Annotated in this window: 7 protein-coding genes and 1 pseudogene; all 8 read right to left on the bottom strand. The window is 68.9% G+C overall.

The window, feature by feature from the left end:
• A pseudogene (locus ACE026_RS18675) lies at positions 1 to 322 on the bottom strand (flagellar biosynthesis protein FlhF); the annotation flags it as partial.
• 149 nt (positions 323 to 471) lie between these two features.
• Entirely contained in the window at positions 472 to 2,574 is a 2,103-nt protein-coding gene (gene flhA / locus ACE026_RS18680; protein WP_486040325.1) for a flagellar biosynthesis protein FlhA, read from the bottom strand.
• Entirely contained in the window at positions 2,571 to 3,701 is a 1,131-nt protein-coding gene (gene flhB, locus ACE026_RS18685; RefSeq protein ID WP_486040327.1) for a flagellar biosynthesis protein FlhB, read from the bottom strand. The genes flhA and flhB overlap by 4 nt, the downstream gene beginning before the upstream one ends.
• Before the next feature lie 54 nt (positions 3,702 to 3,755).
• Positions 3,756 to 5,117 carry a hypothetical protein gene (locus ACE026_RS18690; RefSeq protein WP_486040328.1) on the bottom strand — a complete coding sequence of 454 codons (1,362 nt, stop codon included), beginning with the start codon at positions 5,115 to 5,117 and terminating at the stop codon, positions 3,756 to 3,758.
• Positions 5,114 to 11,416: an AAA domain-containing protein gene (locus tag ACE026_RS18695; RefSeq protein ID WP_486040329.1), complete on the bottom strand. Its 6,303-nt coding sequence runs from the start codon at positions 11,414 to 11,416 to the stop codon at positions 5,114 to 5,116. Before ACE026_RS18695 ends, ACE026_RS18690 begins: the two co-directional genes overlap by 4 nt.
• A gap of 4 nt (positions 11,417 to 11,420) precedes the next feature.
• Positions 11,421 to 12,080 (bottom strand): 4Fe-4S cluster-binding domain-containing protein, encoded by a 660-nt coding sequence (locus tag ACE026_RS18700; RefSeq protein ID WP_486040331.1) that lies wholly within the window; start codon positions 12,078 to 12,080, stop codon positions 11,421 to 11,423.
• Positions 12,077 to 13,909, bottom strand: coding sequence for an AAA family ATPase (locus ACE026_RS18705; protein ID WP_486040332.1), 1,833 nt, complete (start codon positions 13,907 to 13,909; stop codon positions 12,077 to 12,079). The genes ACE026_RS18700 and ACE026_RS18705 overlap by 4 nt, the downstream gene beginning before the upstream one ends.
• 69 nt (positions 13,910 to 13,978) lie before the next feature.
• On the bottom strand, positions 13,979 to 15,146 hold a 1,168-nt coding region (locus ACE026_RS18710), incomplete at its 5' end, for a putative bifunctional diguanylate cyclase/phosphodiesterase (protein ID WP_486040334.1).

The raw sequence follows: 15,146 nt of genomic DNA on the forward strand, positions 1-15,146 counted from the left end.
CGGCGGCGCGGGCCAGTGCGGCCACGGCCGAGGTGGTTGCGGCCACCGGCTCGGGCGTGGCGACCGGGGCCTTGCGGCGGGTCACCGCGGCAATCACGGCATCGGCGGCGCTGCGCGGGCGCGGTGCCGGCGGCGCGACGTCCTTGCGGGCCGCTTCCAGCGCACGCTGCACGGCGCTTTCGTCGTAGTTGGCCGCCGCCACGATTTCGACACCTTCGGCGATCCGGCGGTTGGACAGGATCACTGCGTCCGGCCCGTGTTCCTTGCGCACCAGGTTCATGGCCGAGCGCATATCGGAGGCGACGAAGCGTTTGATTTTCATGCTGTGGTACCGGGACTGGGGCGGCGGAGTGGTGGAAGGGAAACGCTGGTTGTCGGTGGTCTGCACGGTCAGGGAGTCCCTTTATTTCCTGCTGCGGTGAAATCGAATGAGGTGTCTGTTTTCTGTCGCGGTGCCGTCGGGTGTCCGGCTCAACTGATCGTGCCGACCAGCTTCAACCGTTTGTCCTCGGGCACCTCGCTGTAGGCGAGTACGGACAGCGAGGGGACGCTGTGGCGTACCAGCCGTGCCAGCGCGGCACGTACCGGGCCGGGCACCAGCACGACCGCCGGCTCGTTCTTCGCTTCCTGCTTGCCGACACATTCGGCCAGGCTTTGATGCAGTCGCTCGGCGAGTCCGGGTTCCAGCGCGGCGCCGTTGCCCTGTGTGGACTCCTGCAAGACGCGTTCCAGTTGCGGGTTGAGGGTGAACACCGGCAGCTCCGGCGACATCCCGGCGATCTCCTGCACGATGAAACGGCCCAGCGCATTGCGCACGGCGGCGGTCAACACGGCCGGGTCCTGGCTGGTCGGCGCGCTTTCCACCAGCGATTCGACGATCTTGCGCAGCTGGCGGATCGGAATGCGCTCGATCAGCAGGTTCTGCAGCACGCGCACCACGGCCGACAGCGGCAGCGACTTGGGCGTCAGATCTTCGACCAGCTTCGGCGCGCTCTTGGCCAGGTTGGCCAGCAGCTGCTGCACTTCTTCATGGCCAAGCAGCTCCGGGGCGTGCTCACGGATCAGGTGCGACAGATGGGTGGCGACCACGGTGGCCGGGTCGACCACGGTGTAGCCCATCGATTCGGCATTGGCGCGCTGGTGCGGCTGGATCCAGGTCGCATCCAGGCCGAAGGCGGGATCCTTGCCGGCGATGCCTTCCAGCGTGCCCAGGGCGCTGCCCGGGTCCAACGCGAGTTCGCGGTCGGGGTGGATCTCCGCGGTGGCCACCGGCACGCCGTGGATCAGCAGGCGATACGCGGTTGCCGGCAGTTCCAGGTTGTCGCGGATATGGACGGAGGGAATCAGGAAGCCGATGTCGTGGGTGAGCTTGCGGCGCACCCCCTTGATCCGCGCCATCAGCTCGCCGCCCTGGTTCTTGTCCACCAGCGGAATCAATCGGTAGCCGACTTCCAGGCCGAGCGGATCGACCGGGCGCAGTTCATCCCAGGTCAGCTCGGCGGTGGGCGAGGGTGCCGAGCCGGGCAGGCCAAGGGTATCGGGACGGTTGGCGGCGGGAGATTCGGCGGCGCGGGCTTCGGCCGTGCTCTTCTTCCAGGCCTTCCAGGCGATGAAGAACAGGATCGCGGCCAGCGTCAAGAAGGCGACGTTGGGCATGCCCGGCACCAGGCCGACCACCGCCAGAATCGCGGCGGCGATGGTCAGCGCGCGGTACTGGCCGAAGACCTGGCCCATCATGGCCTGGGCCATGTCCTGCGAGCGCGAGGCGCGGGTGACCAGCATGGCGACCGCCGAGGACACCAGCAGTGCCGGCAGCTGGGCGACCAGGCCGTCACCGATGGAGAGCAGGGTGTAGGTCGCGGCGGCATCACCAAACGGCATGCCGTGCTGGAGCACGCCGACCGCCAGGCCACCGACCAGGTTGATGAACAGGATCAGGATGCCGGCGATCGCATCGCCGCGGATGAACTTGCTGGCACCGTCCATCGCACCGTAGAAGTCGGCTTCCTCGCGGACCTCCTCACGACGGGCCTTGGCCTCTTCACGCGTCAGCAAACCGGCGTTGAGATCGGCGTCGATCGCCATCTGCTTGCCGGGCATGGCATCGAGGATGAAGCGGGCGGTCACTTCGGAGACGCGCCCGGCACCCTTGGTGATCACCACGAAGTTGATGATGGTCAGGATCGCGAACACCACGATGCCGACCGCGTAGTTGCCGCCGATCACGAACTCACCGAACGAGGCGATCACCTTGCCGGCTGCTTCGTGGCCGTTCTGGCCGTTGAGCAGGATCACGCGGGTGGAGGCCACGTTCAACGCCAGCCGCAGCATCGTGGTGACCAGCAGCACGATCGGGAAGATGGTGAAGTCCAGCGGGCGCTTCACGTAGACCACCGCCAGCAGCACCATCAGCGAGATGGCGATGTTGACGGTGAACAACGCATCGAGCACCGGCGGTGCCAGCGGCACCACCACCATGGCCAGCAGCGCCAGCACGATCAGCGGGGCCCCCAGGCCGTGGCGGATCATGTCCAGCGCGCGGCGCACGTTCATCCCGGCAGGTTGCGCGCTCATGGGCGGCCTCCCTTGCCGAATTCATCGATATCGATGCTCGGTGCCGCCGGCATCGGGCCGGTCCCCCAGCTGCGCAGCTGGTAGACGTAGGAGAGCACCTGGGCCACAGCTGAATACAGTCTCACGGGAATTTCCTTTCCAAGTTGACCTTCCCGATACAAGGCGCGTGCCAAAGGCGGGGCGGAGACGATGGCGACCTTGTTGCCGTCGGCCACTTCACGGATGCGCAGGGCGGTTTCATCCACGCCCAGGGCGACCACGGTGGGCGCGCCCATCTTCCCGCCTTCGTACTTCAGGGCGACCGCGTAGTGGGTGGGGTTAACCACCACGACATCGGCCGTGGGCACCGCTTCCATCATCCGGCGGTTGGACATCTGCTGCTGCAGCTGGCGGATGCGGCCCTTGACCTCGGGGCTGCCCTCGCTTTCCTTCATTTCCCGGCGCAGCTCTTCACGGGTCATCTTCAGCTTGCGCATCCAGTTCCAGCGCTGGTACGGCGCATCGATGGCGGCCAACAGCATCATCGCGCCGCCGGTGGCCAGCATCAGCTTCAGGGTGAAGCCCAGGCCGTGCACCATCGCCGCTTCCAGGGGCTGGTTGAGCAGGTCGCGCAGCGAGCGGATTCCGTGCCAGACCACCAGCCCGGCGGCGGTGCCGACGAAGGCGATGCGCAGCAGCGACTTGGTGAACTCGGCGATCGCTTCAGGCCCGTACAGGCGCTTCATGCCGGCCATCGGGCTGAGCCGCTTGAAATCGGGCATCAGCGACTTGTTCGACCAGCGCAGCCCGCCCATCACCACCGGCGACAGGAAACTGGCCAGCAGGCAGATCACCACCAGCGGCCACATGCCCAGCAGCAGGCGCAGCAGCAGCTCGCCGAAGTGGCCGAACAGCGCCTGTGGGTGCAGGCGCAGGCCCGGCTCGGGGCTGAGCGCGACCTGCATCCAGGTCTTGGCGTTGCGGGCGATGGTGCCGGAGAACGCCATCAACGCCAGTACGCCGGCACCGAACACGGCCGCCGTCGCCAGCTCCCGCGAGCGCGGGATGTTGCCCTGTTCCCGGGCATCACGCAGGCGTTTTTCGGTGGGTAATTCGGTCTTTTCGCCGGCTTGTTCGTTCTCGGACATGGGCTGCACGACACGGGGGATTACCCGGGGTCGTGCAAGAACCGTTCCGTGACGTCAGGCCGGGCCGCTGCGCGCGTGCGACACCGGCACCTGGTCGGACTGCGTCGCGGTGGCGATGGTCTCCTTCAAGGGCACCTCGCCCACGCCCAGGGCCCGTTCGATCACCAACGCGGTGCCTTGCCCGTGCAACAGCGCCTGCAGCCGGCCGAACTCACCGCACCACAGGGTTTCGATGTCGCGGTCGCGACGGCGATCGCGATCGGTCGCCAGGGCCACGGCCCGGACCTGTAGGCGCCCGCCGTCGGCACGGCCGCCCACCTCAACGCCATAGCCCGGGGTGGCTGCCTTCTTGAGGACCACCGCGCCAGTGTCCTGCCATGCGGTGGCCATACCTTCGCGCACCTCGTAGCCGAGGCTGGCCAGCCCGTCCAGTACGGCCTGGCGCCGGGAAACTGCCGCCAGCGCCTGCTGGTGGCTGGCAAGGGCGGTGTCGCACTGCAGGGTGAGCTCGGTGAGCAGTGACAGCGCGGTGTCGGTACTGCAGGCGGCCACCCGGGTCAGCAACAGCGCATGCTCCGCCGGGTCCACGGCAGTCAGCCTGCTGGCCACATCCTGCAGCCGTTCCAGCTGCGTGCGGCGCTGGGCGAACGCGGCCGAGGCGGCGGCCAGGTCCAGTACCAGGCTGTCCAGCAGCAGGTTGCGCCGTTGCGGGGCGGTTTCCTGCTCGGCCTTGTGCAGCGCCTCCAGGTAGGGTGCTGCGACTAACTCGCCCTGCAGCAACTGCAGTTCGGCGATATGGCGGTCCACGCGCAGCAGGCGCGCCTCGCGCTCGGGGGCGGCGGGCTGCCGGGCGGCCCTGGCGGCCAGCGGGGGGGGGGGGGGGGTGGTCTGCAATGCGGCGGCCAACGCGCGCTGGTCATCGCTCAGCGTTGCCTGCGCGTCCGGCGGCGACAGGAGCGCGAAGGCACGGGCCAGCACCGCCTCTGCGTCAGTACCGGGGTGACCGTCGGCCAGTGCCCGCAGCGCCTGCAGCAGGCCGGCGTCTGCATCAACGGATCGGTCCTGCAGGGTGTTGAGCACGGCGGCAGCGTTGTCGCGCCGCCGCCGCTGCTGCTGGCGGCCTGCGGCAGTGCGGTCGATGGCGCGCGCCTCGCGGTCGCGGGTGTCGGCCTGCAGGAAGGCGGTTTCCGCCTCGATCAGCAGCGCATACCGCGTGTTGTCGCTGTCCGCCAACAGCGCCTGCAGCGCTTGGCGGCGTGCCATTACCCCAGCCACCGCCGATGCGTCGCTCTCGCCCACGTGCTCACACTGGGCCTGCCAGCGCGCCACCGCCTGGTCCAGCCGGTGCAGCATCGCCTCACGCAGGGCCAGCAGTTCTTCGGCAGTCACGATGCGGACGACTTTGGGACCACTCATGGCAGGGTTTCCGGTTGTGCGGGGACAGACAGGGGCGGCACCGGGGCGGGGGCCATGGCCGCGTCGATGGCTAGGCGTAGCCGTGCCCGTTCGGCCTCGCCGTCGTGGTACCAGGCATGCGAGGACACCCGGTGGATGCCGCCGATGGCGCGGCGCAGGACCGAGGGCCGCCAGATTTCACGGGCGCGGGCATTCGCCAGCAGCGGGTGGCTAGGCGCGTCGCACTCGATGCCGATGGCGAAGTTGCCGGTGTCGGGATGTTCGATGGCGAAGTCCAGCCCGAATGCGTCGCCTTCACTGGCGGCCGCGGCGTCCCATCCCAGCGACTGCAGGTAGGCGCCGACGATCTGCGTGAAGCCGTCGGCGGGCGCCGTGTGGGTGCGGTTGGCCACGCTGCGATCGGTCTGCAGGCGATCCAGCAGCCGCGCGCTGCCGTCGAACTCGCCGGCGCACAGGGCGCGGGCGTACTCCAGGTACCCCTGTAGGTAGTCACGCGGGCTGGCCGGGGCGCGCTGGGTGTTGAACAGGTCGGAGATGTCGGCGATCGGCATCGAGGTGATCATCACCACCCGTTGCCGGGCGCGGGTGACGGCCACGTTGAGGCGGCGCTCGCCGCCGGTCTGGCCGAGCACGCCGAAGTTGCGCCGGAAGGTGCCCTGCGCGTTGCGGCCGAAGGTGGAGGAGAACACGATGATGTCCCGCTCGTCACCCTGCACGTTCTCCACGTTCTTGACGAAGACCGCCATGTCCTCGCCGTCTTCGCTGCGCTCGCGTTCCTCGGCGAACGCGGCACGGAAGGCGGCATCCTGCCCGGCGCGCTGCTCCAGGTGCTCTTCGATCAGCTCGGCCTGCTTGCGGTTGAAGGTGACCACGCCCACCGAGGGGCGGGCGGCATAGGGGGGCTGCCACAACTGGGCGAGGTACTCCACCACCCGCGCCGCTTCGGCTGGGTTGCTCTGGTGCTGGTACACACCGTCGACCTGGATCAGTTCCAGTGGCTTGATCCGCGCGATGCTGCTGCGCGGATGGCGCACCGGCACGTTGAGCCGGTTGCCGTAGAAGGCTGCGTTGGAGAAGCCGATCAGTTCGCGGTATGCCGAGCGGTAGTGGATCTGCAGCGTGGTGCTGGGCAGGGCACTGCGGGCCAGCTGCAGCAGGTCCGGGCAATCCTTGATCTCGCGCCGGTTCCAGGTTTCCTCGAAGGCGTCGCGCTGCTCGGCATCGACCTCGGCATCGGGCTCGTCGCCATCGAAGACCTCGGCTTCATCGCTTTCCACCCGGCTGGAGAAGAAGGCAGTGGGCGGCATCTGCTTCTCATCCCCGCTGACGACCGTGACCCGGCCACGGAACAGCGTGGGCAGGGCGAACTCGACCGGCATCTGCGAGGCTTCGTCGTAGATCACCGTGTCGAACAGCCCCGCCTGCAGTGGCAGCACGCGGCTGGCCACGTCCGGGTTCATCAGCCAGATCGGGCGCAGGTGCATCAGGCCCAGTTCGCTGCCCAGCTCGATGAACTCGCGCAGGCGGCGCGAACGGCGCCCGGTCAGCCGGGTTACGTCTTCCCACTGCTTGCGGTTGCCCAACTGCTGCAGGTCGATGTGGGTGCCCAGCATCTGACGGTTGAGCCGGCGCATCTGCTGGTCGGCAGCGGCCAGGCTGGCGACCTTGGCCTGGGTTTCATCCTGGCCGAACTGCAGTGCCGGGATCGCCTGCTCCATGCGGTGCTTCCAGCCCAGGCGTGCTTCGCGATGCAGCAGGCGGCGCACGGCCGGCTCCAGCGCGTCGCTGGCGACGGTATCCAGCTGCGGTTGCAGCTGGCGCAGCAGTGCCAGCAGGTCCAGGTCTGCGGCCGACAGCTGCCCGGCGCGCCCGCGGAAGGCCTGGTAGGCGGCCAGATGGGGCAGGGAATCCTGCAGGTGCTGCAACACTTGGGCATTGCTCTGGTTGTGGGCGATGGCCGCGGCCAATGCGTCGGTCAGCGTCTGCTCCAGCCAGTCGGCCAGCAAGGCGAGCTGCTGCGCGCTGGCATGGCGGGTGGCATGCCGCGCCAGCGAGGCATCCAGGTCCTGCAGCAGTGCCTCCAGGTGCGCGCGGTCGCCCGCCAGGGCAGCCTCATCGGCCTGCTGGGGGCGTGGCGACTGCGCCAGCGCCTGGGCCAGTGCCTGCACATCCAGCAGTTGGCGCCCGCTGGCGCGTGCCATCGGGCCCAGCGCCATGCCGGTCCGTTGGCCCACCGGGTCCAGCGCCAGCTGCTGGTGCAAGCCGGCCAGTTCGTTGCGCAGCGGGCGCAAGCGTGCTTCCAGCGTCGCGGCGGCCAGCAGTGCTGCGGCGCCCGCTTCGCCTGTCGCGTGGGCCTGCTCCTGCAGGACACGGTTCACCCGTCGCCGGCGCAGCAGGTGCAGCGGGTTGAGGCGGGCCAGCAGGCCGCGTGCCCCCAGGACGCGCGTGGCGTCGCGCTGCAGCTGCGCCAGCGTGCGCTCGTCGACGCCGGTAAGGGCCGGCGACAGCGTGCTGGAGAAGGCGTCGAGGTCGAGCGCCGCCACGGCGTGCTCGATCTGGTGCAGCCGGTCCAGCGCGATGTCGCCCTGGCTTGGCTGGCCCGCGCGTGCGGTGCGGAACAGCGGCAGCCAGCGAGCCAGCCGGATCCGTTGTGCGTCGTCCAGGCCGAGCAGGGTCGCCACGTGCGCCGACTTCCACGCCTGGTGCGGAGCGGGATCGTCCAGCTCGAAGCTGGCCGGGTGTGCCAGCAGGATCGCCTGCCGGTGCTGTTCGGCCGCAGTGAAGGCCTGCAGGGCGGCAACGAACGCGGCAAGGGTGTCCGCGTCGGCCGCGAAGGGACGCAACTGCGCCAGCGGGCTACCTTCGTAACGGGCCGGCAGCCACAACCGGATCAACGGCGAACACGCTTCCTCGCGCTGCACCAGGGTGGGCAGGTCCAGTGCCAGCAGCCGTTGGCGCAGGGCCGGCAAGACCAGCGGGGGCGTGCCGGTGTCCAGCGCGATCAGTTCGCCGAGCAGGCGCCGGTAGCTCAGCCCGGTGGCATCGTCGATCTGGTGCAGGCTGTGCTGGTGGCGGTCCAGTTCGCCTTCCAGCGCCTCGATCCGCGCGGCCACCTGCTGGCGTTGCTGCTGCCAGGCCGATTGCGTGGCGCCGGCGGTGAAGAGGGCATCGAGCTGCTCGCGGATGCTGCGGATGACCGGTTCGCGGTCGCGGTTGACGTCGTTGAGCATGACCACGCGCTGGCCCAGCCCTTCGGCGACCAGGCGCTTGTGCACCACTTCCAACGCAGCGTGCTTCTGGCAGACGACCAGCAGGCTGCGTTGCCGGCCGATCGCGTCGGCCACCATGTTCACGATGGTCTGGCTCTTGCCAGTGCCGGGTGGGCCTTCGATCAACAGGCCCGGCCCCTGCCGGGCCTGCAGCACCGCCGCTTCCTGCGAGGGATCGCTGGCTACGGTGAAGTATCGCTGCAGCTCCGGCGCGGAAGGCGGCGAGGGGCCGTCGGCGTCGGTCGGCGGTGCCAGCCGCAACGCGGTTTCAAGACCGGTGCCGGACGGCGACATAACCTTGAGCTGGCGCAGGTCTTCGCCGATGGCCTGGCCCATGAAGGTGACATGGAAGAGCACCGCGGCGCAGTCCAGTTCGTCCTGGTAAGGGGCCACCTCCACGCTGCTGGGGGGCAGGCCCACCAGGCTGCGCGAGCGGATCGTGGCCAGCATCCCGAAGGCATCCATCACATCGGCGGCCCGGATCGCCGAGCGCCCCAGAAGTTCGTCGGCAGTGCTGCGCCAGCGCTTGCAGGTTTCGGTGCCCAGCACGCTTTCAAGGGCAGGGTTGAGCCGCACTTCCTCGCGTTCGCCATCGAAGGCCAGCCCGACTTGGCCGCGCGTGCCCGGTTCCAGCAGCAGCGTGACCGGCCACAGCAGCAGCGGAATGATCCGGGTGCGTGACGTGCCGCGCGGATCGCGGCTGAGCAGGAACGGAAAGCCCAGATACAGCCCGTCGATGCCGGTGTCGCGCTTGTACAGCGCGCTCTGCCGTGCCAGGGCCATCAGGCGGGGTTCCAGCTGCGGGGTGCGCTGGAACGATTCGGGGTCCAGCTGGACGGCGCGCGCGTTGCGCTGCAACAGGTGATCGAGCAGTGCGGCGGCGGGGCGCCGGGTGCTGTCGACTTCGTGCATGTCCACGCGTGCGGTGGTCTTGCCGATGCTCATGCGCACCAGCGGCCCGCGCATAACCGCGGTGACGACCTTCTTTTCGAAGAAGTCCAGGATCTGCGAGACGTACTGCTGCTTCTGTGGCTGCAGCCAGCGGCTGGCGGGCACGGCCAGCACCACCAGGGCGCGCGCCAGCGGCATGCGCCGTTCCAGCCGGAACTGTTCGGCCCAGCCATCCACCACGGGCATGCCGGAACGGGCGAAGCCCAGGATGCGCGCGTCCACGCTGCGATACAGCTCGGTACGCGGTTGCAGCAGCAGGGCCGCGGCTGCGTCGTTGTCGAAGGCCTCGAGACCGGCGCTGGCGGCCAGTGTGGCAGCCTCGACGAGGATGGCCTCGGCGCTGCGGAACTGGCCGATCTCCGCGCTCAGCAACACGATCAGGTCTTCTTCGGCCACCACCCTGCGCTCGGCCAGCGACAGCAGCCCGGGATGCGCGGTGTCGGGCAGCAGGCGCTGGCGTTCCTGCCATTGCGAGGCCAGCTTGGCCCGCGAAGTAGACAGCAGATAGACGCGCAGGGATTCTTCGACCAAGGCGATGTGCTGGTGCAGCGCGCGCTGGCGTACGCTTTCCTCGCGCCGCTTGAGCCTGCACAGCCAGTTGTCGGTCTGCAGGTGTTCCAGCAGGTCCGGCACCGACCCGCTGACCAGCCGGTAGCCCTCCAGCGGGTGCTCAAGCAACCAGCCTGGCGTGACGATGTCGCCACGATGGATCAACGGCATTTCCGGGTTGAGCACCTTCAACGCCAGCATCAGCCTGAAATCGTCTTCGATGCCTTCGTGGCGGGCGATCTGGCGCAGCCCGGCGATGCGGGTGGCGGGCAGGCCGACCTGCTCGGCCCAGGTGACGATGCCCCCGCGCAGCAGGTGGTCCAGGGCCTGGTCCCAGCCGTCGGCCTGGGCGGCGGCCAGCGCGAACACCGCGGGGCGATGGTAGCGGCGCGTGCCCAGCGGCAGGCTGGCGCCGTCGCCCTCATCCTGCGCGTGTTGCGCCGCCGGCGGCGCCGGCACGGCAATACCGGCCAGCCAGTCGGCTACCTGCGGCCATTGCCAGCGATGGTGGCGGTCGCGGGCCAGCAGCCCACGCAGCAGCAGCGCCAGCTCCGGGTCCAACGTATCCGGGATCGGAACACCATTGGCCAGCACGTGGATCAGGAACGCATTGGGATGGATGCCGTCGAAGCAGGCGCCGTCGGTGAGCTGTTCGAGCAGGATCATGCCCAGGCTCCACCAGTCCGACGCCGCCGCCACGCCACCGGCGATCGCCTCGGGCGCCATGTAGCGGCTGATCTCCAGGGGCGAGACGATGTCCAGGTCGAACTCGGACAACCGCGCCGAACCGAATCCGCTGATCACCAGATCCAGCGGCGTGCGGGCCCGTACCAGCAGGCTGGCCGGGCGCAGGTCGCGGTGGCGCAGCCCGGCTTCGTTGAACGCATGCAGCGCCTGCCCCAGTTCGCTGACGATATGCCGGACCGCATCGCGGTCGCCGATCACGTTGCCCAGCTCGGCCAGGGTGCCACCGGTGAGCATTTCCACTACTTCAAAGGCGCGGTCGTCCCAGCGCCCGGTGGCGATGATCTCCGGCACGTGCGCGCGGGGCAGGCGGCGGATCACATCGTAGATGGCCGGGTCGGGTTCGGCACCGGGGCGGTACAGGGTGAGCACGGCCTGTACCGCCGTGGCGGTGTGTTCGGCCTGGTAGCGGTCACGCACGCCGTCGGTACTGCTGATCTGGCGCAGCAGGCGCCAGCCATCGATGACCGTTTCGCTGCTGTCGGCGGCCGGGGGCGGCAGCTCTGCCGCCGCCGTCGCGTCCGCTGCGCTGGCGCCACAGTGCAGGCACATCAGGTCGCCGGGCGTCATCGGGTGGCCGTTGTCGCAGAGCACGTCCGCTGCGGCGGCGCCGACCGTCGAGGCCTGCACCGCTGCCTGGGTCACCACGCTCTGTGGCCGCCAGCCAGCGGGGTGGATCGGCTCGCCGGCCAGATCCCAGCCGCACGCGTGCGCGTCAACAAGGCCTTCGCAGAACATCTCGGCCAACGCGCGTTCGGTGTGGCAATTGGGGCAAAAACGAATCATGGACTTACTCGGCTGGACGACGCGATGAAGTGTGTGCGCTGGTCTGCACCTGATGGCCCTGCGCGCGCAGCAGCTCGCGCAGGCGCAGCAGGTCGCCGCGGCGGGGGATACCGGCCATCCAGACGGTGCCGGTGGCATCGAACATCAGGTCAAGTGCCTTGTCGGCCGGCGTGCTGGTGCGCGCCAGGCCGGCCAGGCGCGCCCGACCGAGCGCGGTGAGCAGGGTGAGGCGCTGGTTGTCGCTGCCACGCAGCGCCAGCGACTGGGCTGCATGTTCAAGGTAGGGGTCGCTGATCACCGCGTCGATCAGGTCGCGCGCCTGGTCCAGCATGGGCTGCAGCGTTTCCAGCGGGTGCCCGCTGTACACCAGGATGTCCGCGGCGGTGCGTTGGCGCAGCCCCACCAGCATCTGCAGCAGCGCGTCGAACTGGTCGAACGGCTCGCCGCCGGAAATCGTGATGCCGTCGGCCTCGTGCAGCCACGGCGCCACCTGCTCGAGCAGGCTGGCCACGTCGACGACCGTGCGCCCCGGGCCCCAGGTGTCGGCTGAAATGCAGCCGCTGCAGCGGATGCTGCAGCCCTGGAACCAGATGCCCAGGCGCTGCCCCGGCCCCAGCGTGGTCACCGGGAAATGCACGCGTGACAGCTGCAGTGGTCGGTTCAACCGCGCGCCAGCTTGAGGACGTTGGCATCCACCGCAACGATGGTGAACTGCTGGCCGGGCTGCGCGTCCTGGTCGAACAGTGCACGCGCCAGCGGGTTGAGCAGGTGCGCCTCGAGCTGGTTGCGGATGCCGCGCCCGCCGTTGGACAGGTCCTTCAGGCAGAGCGACCGCAACGCATCGCGGGCCGGCGCGGCCAGGGTCACGTGCAACTGCTGGGCCTGCAGGTCGGCCAGGGTTGCGTCGACCATCTGGTCGAAGATCTGCACGGCGACCTCCTCGCGGATGAAATCGAACACGATGATGTTCTCGCCGATCCGGTTGAGGATCTCCGGCCGGTTCAGGACCAGCTTGAAGTGCCGGTCGATTTCGTCGTGCACCTTGCTCCGCACCTGCTCGAAGGGCTCGCCGGGCAACACGTTCGCCACGCGCTCGCCATGCTCGCCCTGGCGGTAGATGCCCAGGTTGGAGGTGAACACGATCAGCGCTTCGGAGAAATACACGCGGTCGCCACGCCCGGACGTAAGCACGCCGTCGTCGAGGATCTGCAGGAACTTGTCGAGGATGCGCGGATGGGCCTTCTCGATCTCATCGAACAGGACCACGCTGAACGGTTTCTCGCGGATGGCGTTGGTCAGTTCGCCGCCCACGTCGTAGCCGACGTAGCCGGGCGGGGCGCCGATCAGCCGCTGGTCGGAATGCTCGGCGCTGAATTCGGACATGTCGAACCGGATGTAGGCGCTTTCGTCGCCGAACAGCAGGCTGGTGACGGTTTTGGCCAGCTCGGTCTTGCCCACGCCGGTCGGACCGGCCAGGAATGCCACGCCGCGCGGCCGGTTGCCCTTGCGGCTTGCACCCACGCCGGTCATGGCGCGCTTGACGATGTCCAGCATGTGGGTCACCGCATGGTGCTGGCCCTTGACCCGCTGGTGGACGAACGTATCGCCCAGGCGGATGCGCTGCCGGTCGATGCGCAGCCAGGGGTCTTCGGTGACGCCGACCTTGTAGCGGCGCACGGCGTCGCCGATCTGGTCCACCGCCACGCCTTCGACCCGGGCCAGCTGGGCGATGGCACTGAGGTCCAGCAACAGCAGCCCCTCGGTGCTCTGCACGAAGGCGTCCACCGCCTGCGCGGTCGCCTCGGCGCTGGCGTCTTGGGCACCGGCCAGGCCCTTGAGCAGGGCCGGGGCCAGTGCGCGCCGGGTGAGCTGGTCCGGCTTGGCCACCGGAACGTGGCGGATGCGCGGGTTGCCGACCAGCAGCCAGTCGGGCAGGTCACCTTCCTTCTCCACCACCCAGAGCACCGTGTTGAAGAACGGCTTGCGCTGCACGCCGCCCGGTCGGCTGCGGGCCTGGTGGGAGAGCACCAGGGCTTGGGTGAACAGCTGGTGTTCGGCCGCGCTGAGGGCGTCGCTGCGCACCGCCAGGCGCGAAGCGAAATCGATGATCAAGGCCACGGGCTCGCCCTGGCGGACGACCAGCCGTTGGAGCGTGGCACTGAGCAGATCGATACCGGCAGGCGCGGCGCCGTCCACCGGGGTCAGTCCCAGCGATTGCAGCAGGGCGATGCCGCTGGCGCGATCGGTGCCGGGGCGTTCCAGGCCGCGGAAACCGGCCAACGGGTCCCAGCCCAGCACCTGCGCGTAGCCTTGGTCGAGCAGGGTGTTGCACAGGATCTGGTTGAAGCTCTGCGCGGTTACCGTGCCCGGCGCCACTTCGGCTGCCTGCAGGTCGCGGATGTTCCCTGAGAGCACGAACTGGCTCTTCAAGGGAAGGAAACGAACAAGATCGCGCTGCCAGCGCGGACCGTCAAACACATTCTTCCCTGACATCCTGCTGCCTGCTATTCCCATGGTATGGGCAGGGTATTGCGCGCAGCCGTCAATTTCCAGCGCGTGCCGCTAGCCCGCCGCCGCGCCCGGCCGTGCCTGCGCCTTCCATCCGGCGGCCATCTCCACCCGTGGGCGCGGGTGGTCGTGCAGCTGCATGAAGCGCTCCGCGTCCATCGGCCGGCCGAGCAGATACCCCTGCAGGTAGTCGCAGCCCAACCGCTCCAGGTAAGCCCGTTGGCCGGCGGTCTCGACGCCTTCGGCGACGATGTCCATATCCAGCGCATGCCCCAGGGCCACGATTGCCGAAACGATCACCACATCCTCGGAGCTGTTTTCCAGGTCGCGCACAAACGCATGGTCGATCTTGATCTCGGTGGCCGGCAGGCGCTTGAGATACAACAGGCTGGAGTAGCCGGTGCCGAAGTCGTCGATGGAGATCCCCACCCCCAACGCCGCCATGGCCTGCAGCAGGGTCAGGCTGGCCTCGGTGTCGCGCATCACCGTGTTTTCGGTGATCTCCAGGATCAGCCGGCGCGGCTCGATACGATGGGTCTGCAGCGCCTCGCGGACTTCCTTCAGCAGGTTGGGCGAGGCGAACTGGACAGGCGAGAGGTTCACCGACACCGTCCAGCCGTCATGCCCGGCGTCGTGCCACACGCGCAGCTGGCGGCAGGCTTCATCCAGTGCCCAGCGCCCGATCTCGTTGATCACGCCGCTGCGTTCGGCCAGCCGGATGAAACGGTCCGGTGGAATCAGGCCCTGTTGCGGATGCCGCCAGCGGATCAACGCTTCGGCCCCGCTGATCGATTGCCCGGCGACGCGGGTCTTGGGCTGGTAGTGCAGGAACAGCTGCTCGCTGCCGATGGCGCGGCGCAGATCGGCCAGCAGCTGGAACTGCTGCTCGGCGCTGTCATTCATCCAGTCCGCAAACAGCACGTACGCGTTGCGACCGGCTTCTTTGGCCTGGTACATCGCCGCATCGGCGAAGGCCATCAGCTGGCGCTCGCTGGCGGCGTGGTCCGGGCAGATCGCGATGCCGATGCTGGCGGTCACCTGCAGGTCGTGGCGCGGCAGCAGTGGCTCGTTGCCGACGGTCTGGATGAGGCGGCTGGCCAGCGTCGCCACGTCCTCGTCGTTCTCGATCGGCACCACCAGCACGAACTCATCGCCGCCCAGCCGCGCCAACATGTCCGCCGGCCGCAGCAGCTTGCGGGTGCGGTCGGCGACGGCCCCCCCC

It is taken from the genome of Stenotrophomonas sp. AGC87, assembly GCF_057333975.1.

What these genes read in the sequence shown, in the direction of transcription:
- ACE026_RS18690 (WP_486040328.1), bottom strand. Translation starts at nt 5,117, where the DNA reads ATGAGTGGTCCCAAAGTCGTCCGCATCGTGACTGCCGAAGAACTGCTG.
- flhA (WP_486040325.1), bottom strand. Translation starts at nt 2,574, where the DNA reads ATGAGCGCGCAACCTGCCGGGATGAACGTGCGCCGCGCGCTGGACATG.
- flhB (WP_486040327.1), bottom strand. Translation starts at nt 3,701, where the DNA reads ATGTCCGAGAACGAACAAGCCGGCGAAAAGACCGAATTACCCACCGAA.
- ACE026_RS18705 (WP_486040332.1), bottom strand. Translation starts at nt 13,909, where the DNA reads ATGTCAGGGAAGAATGTGTTTGACGGTCCGCGCTGGCAGCGCGATCTT.
- ACE026_RS18695 (WP_486040329.1), bottom strand. Translation starts at nt 11,416, where the DNA reads ATGATTCGTTTTTGCCCCAATTGCCACACCGAACGCGCGTTGGCCGAG.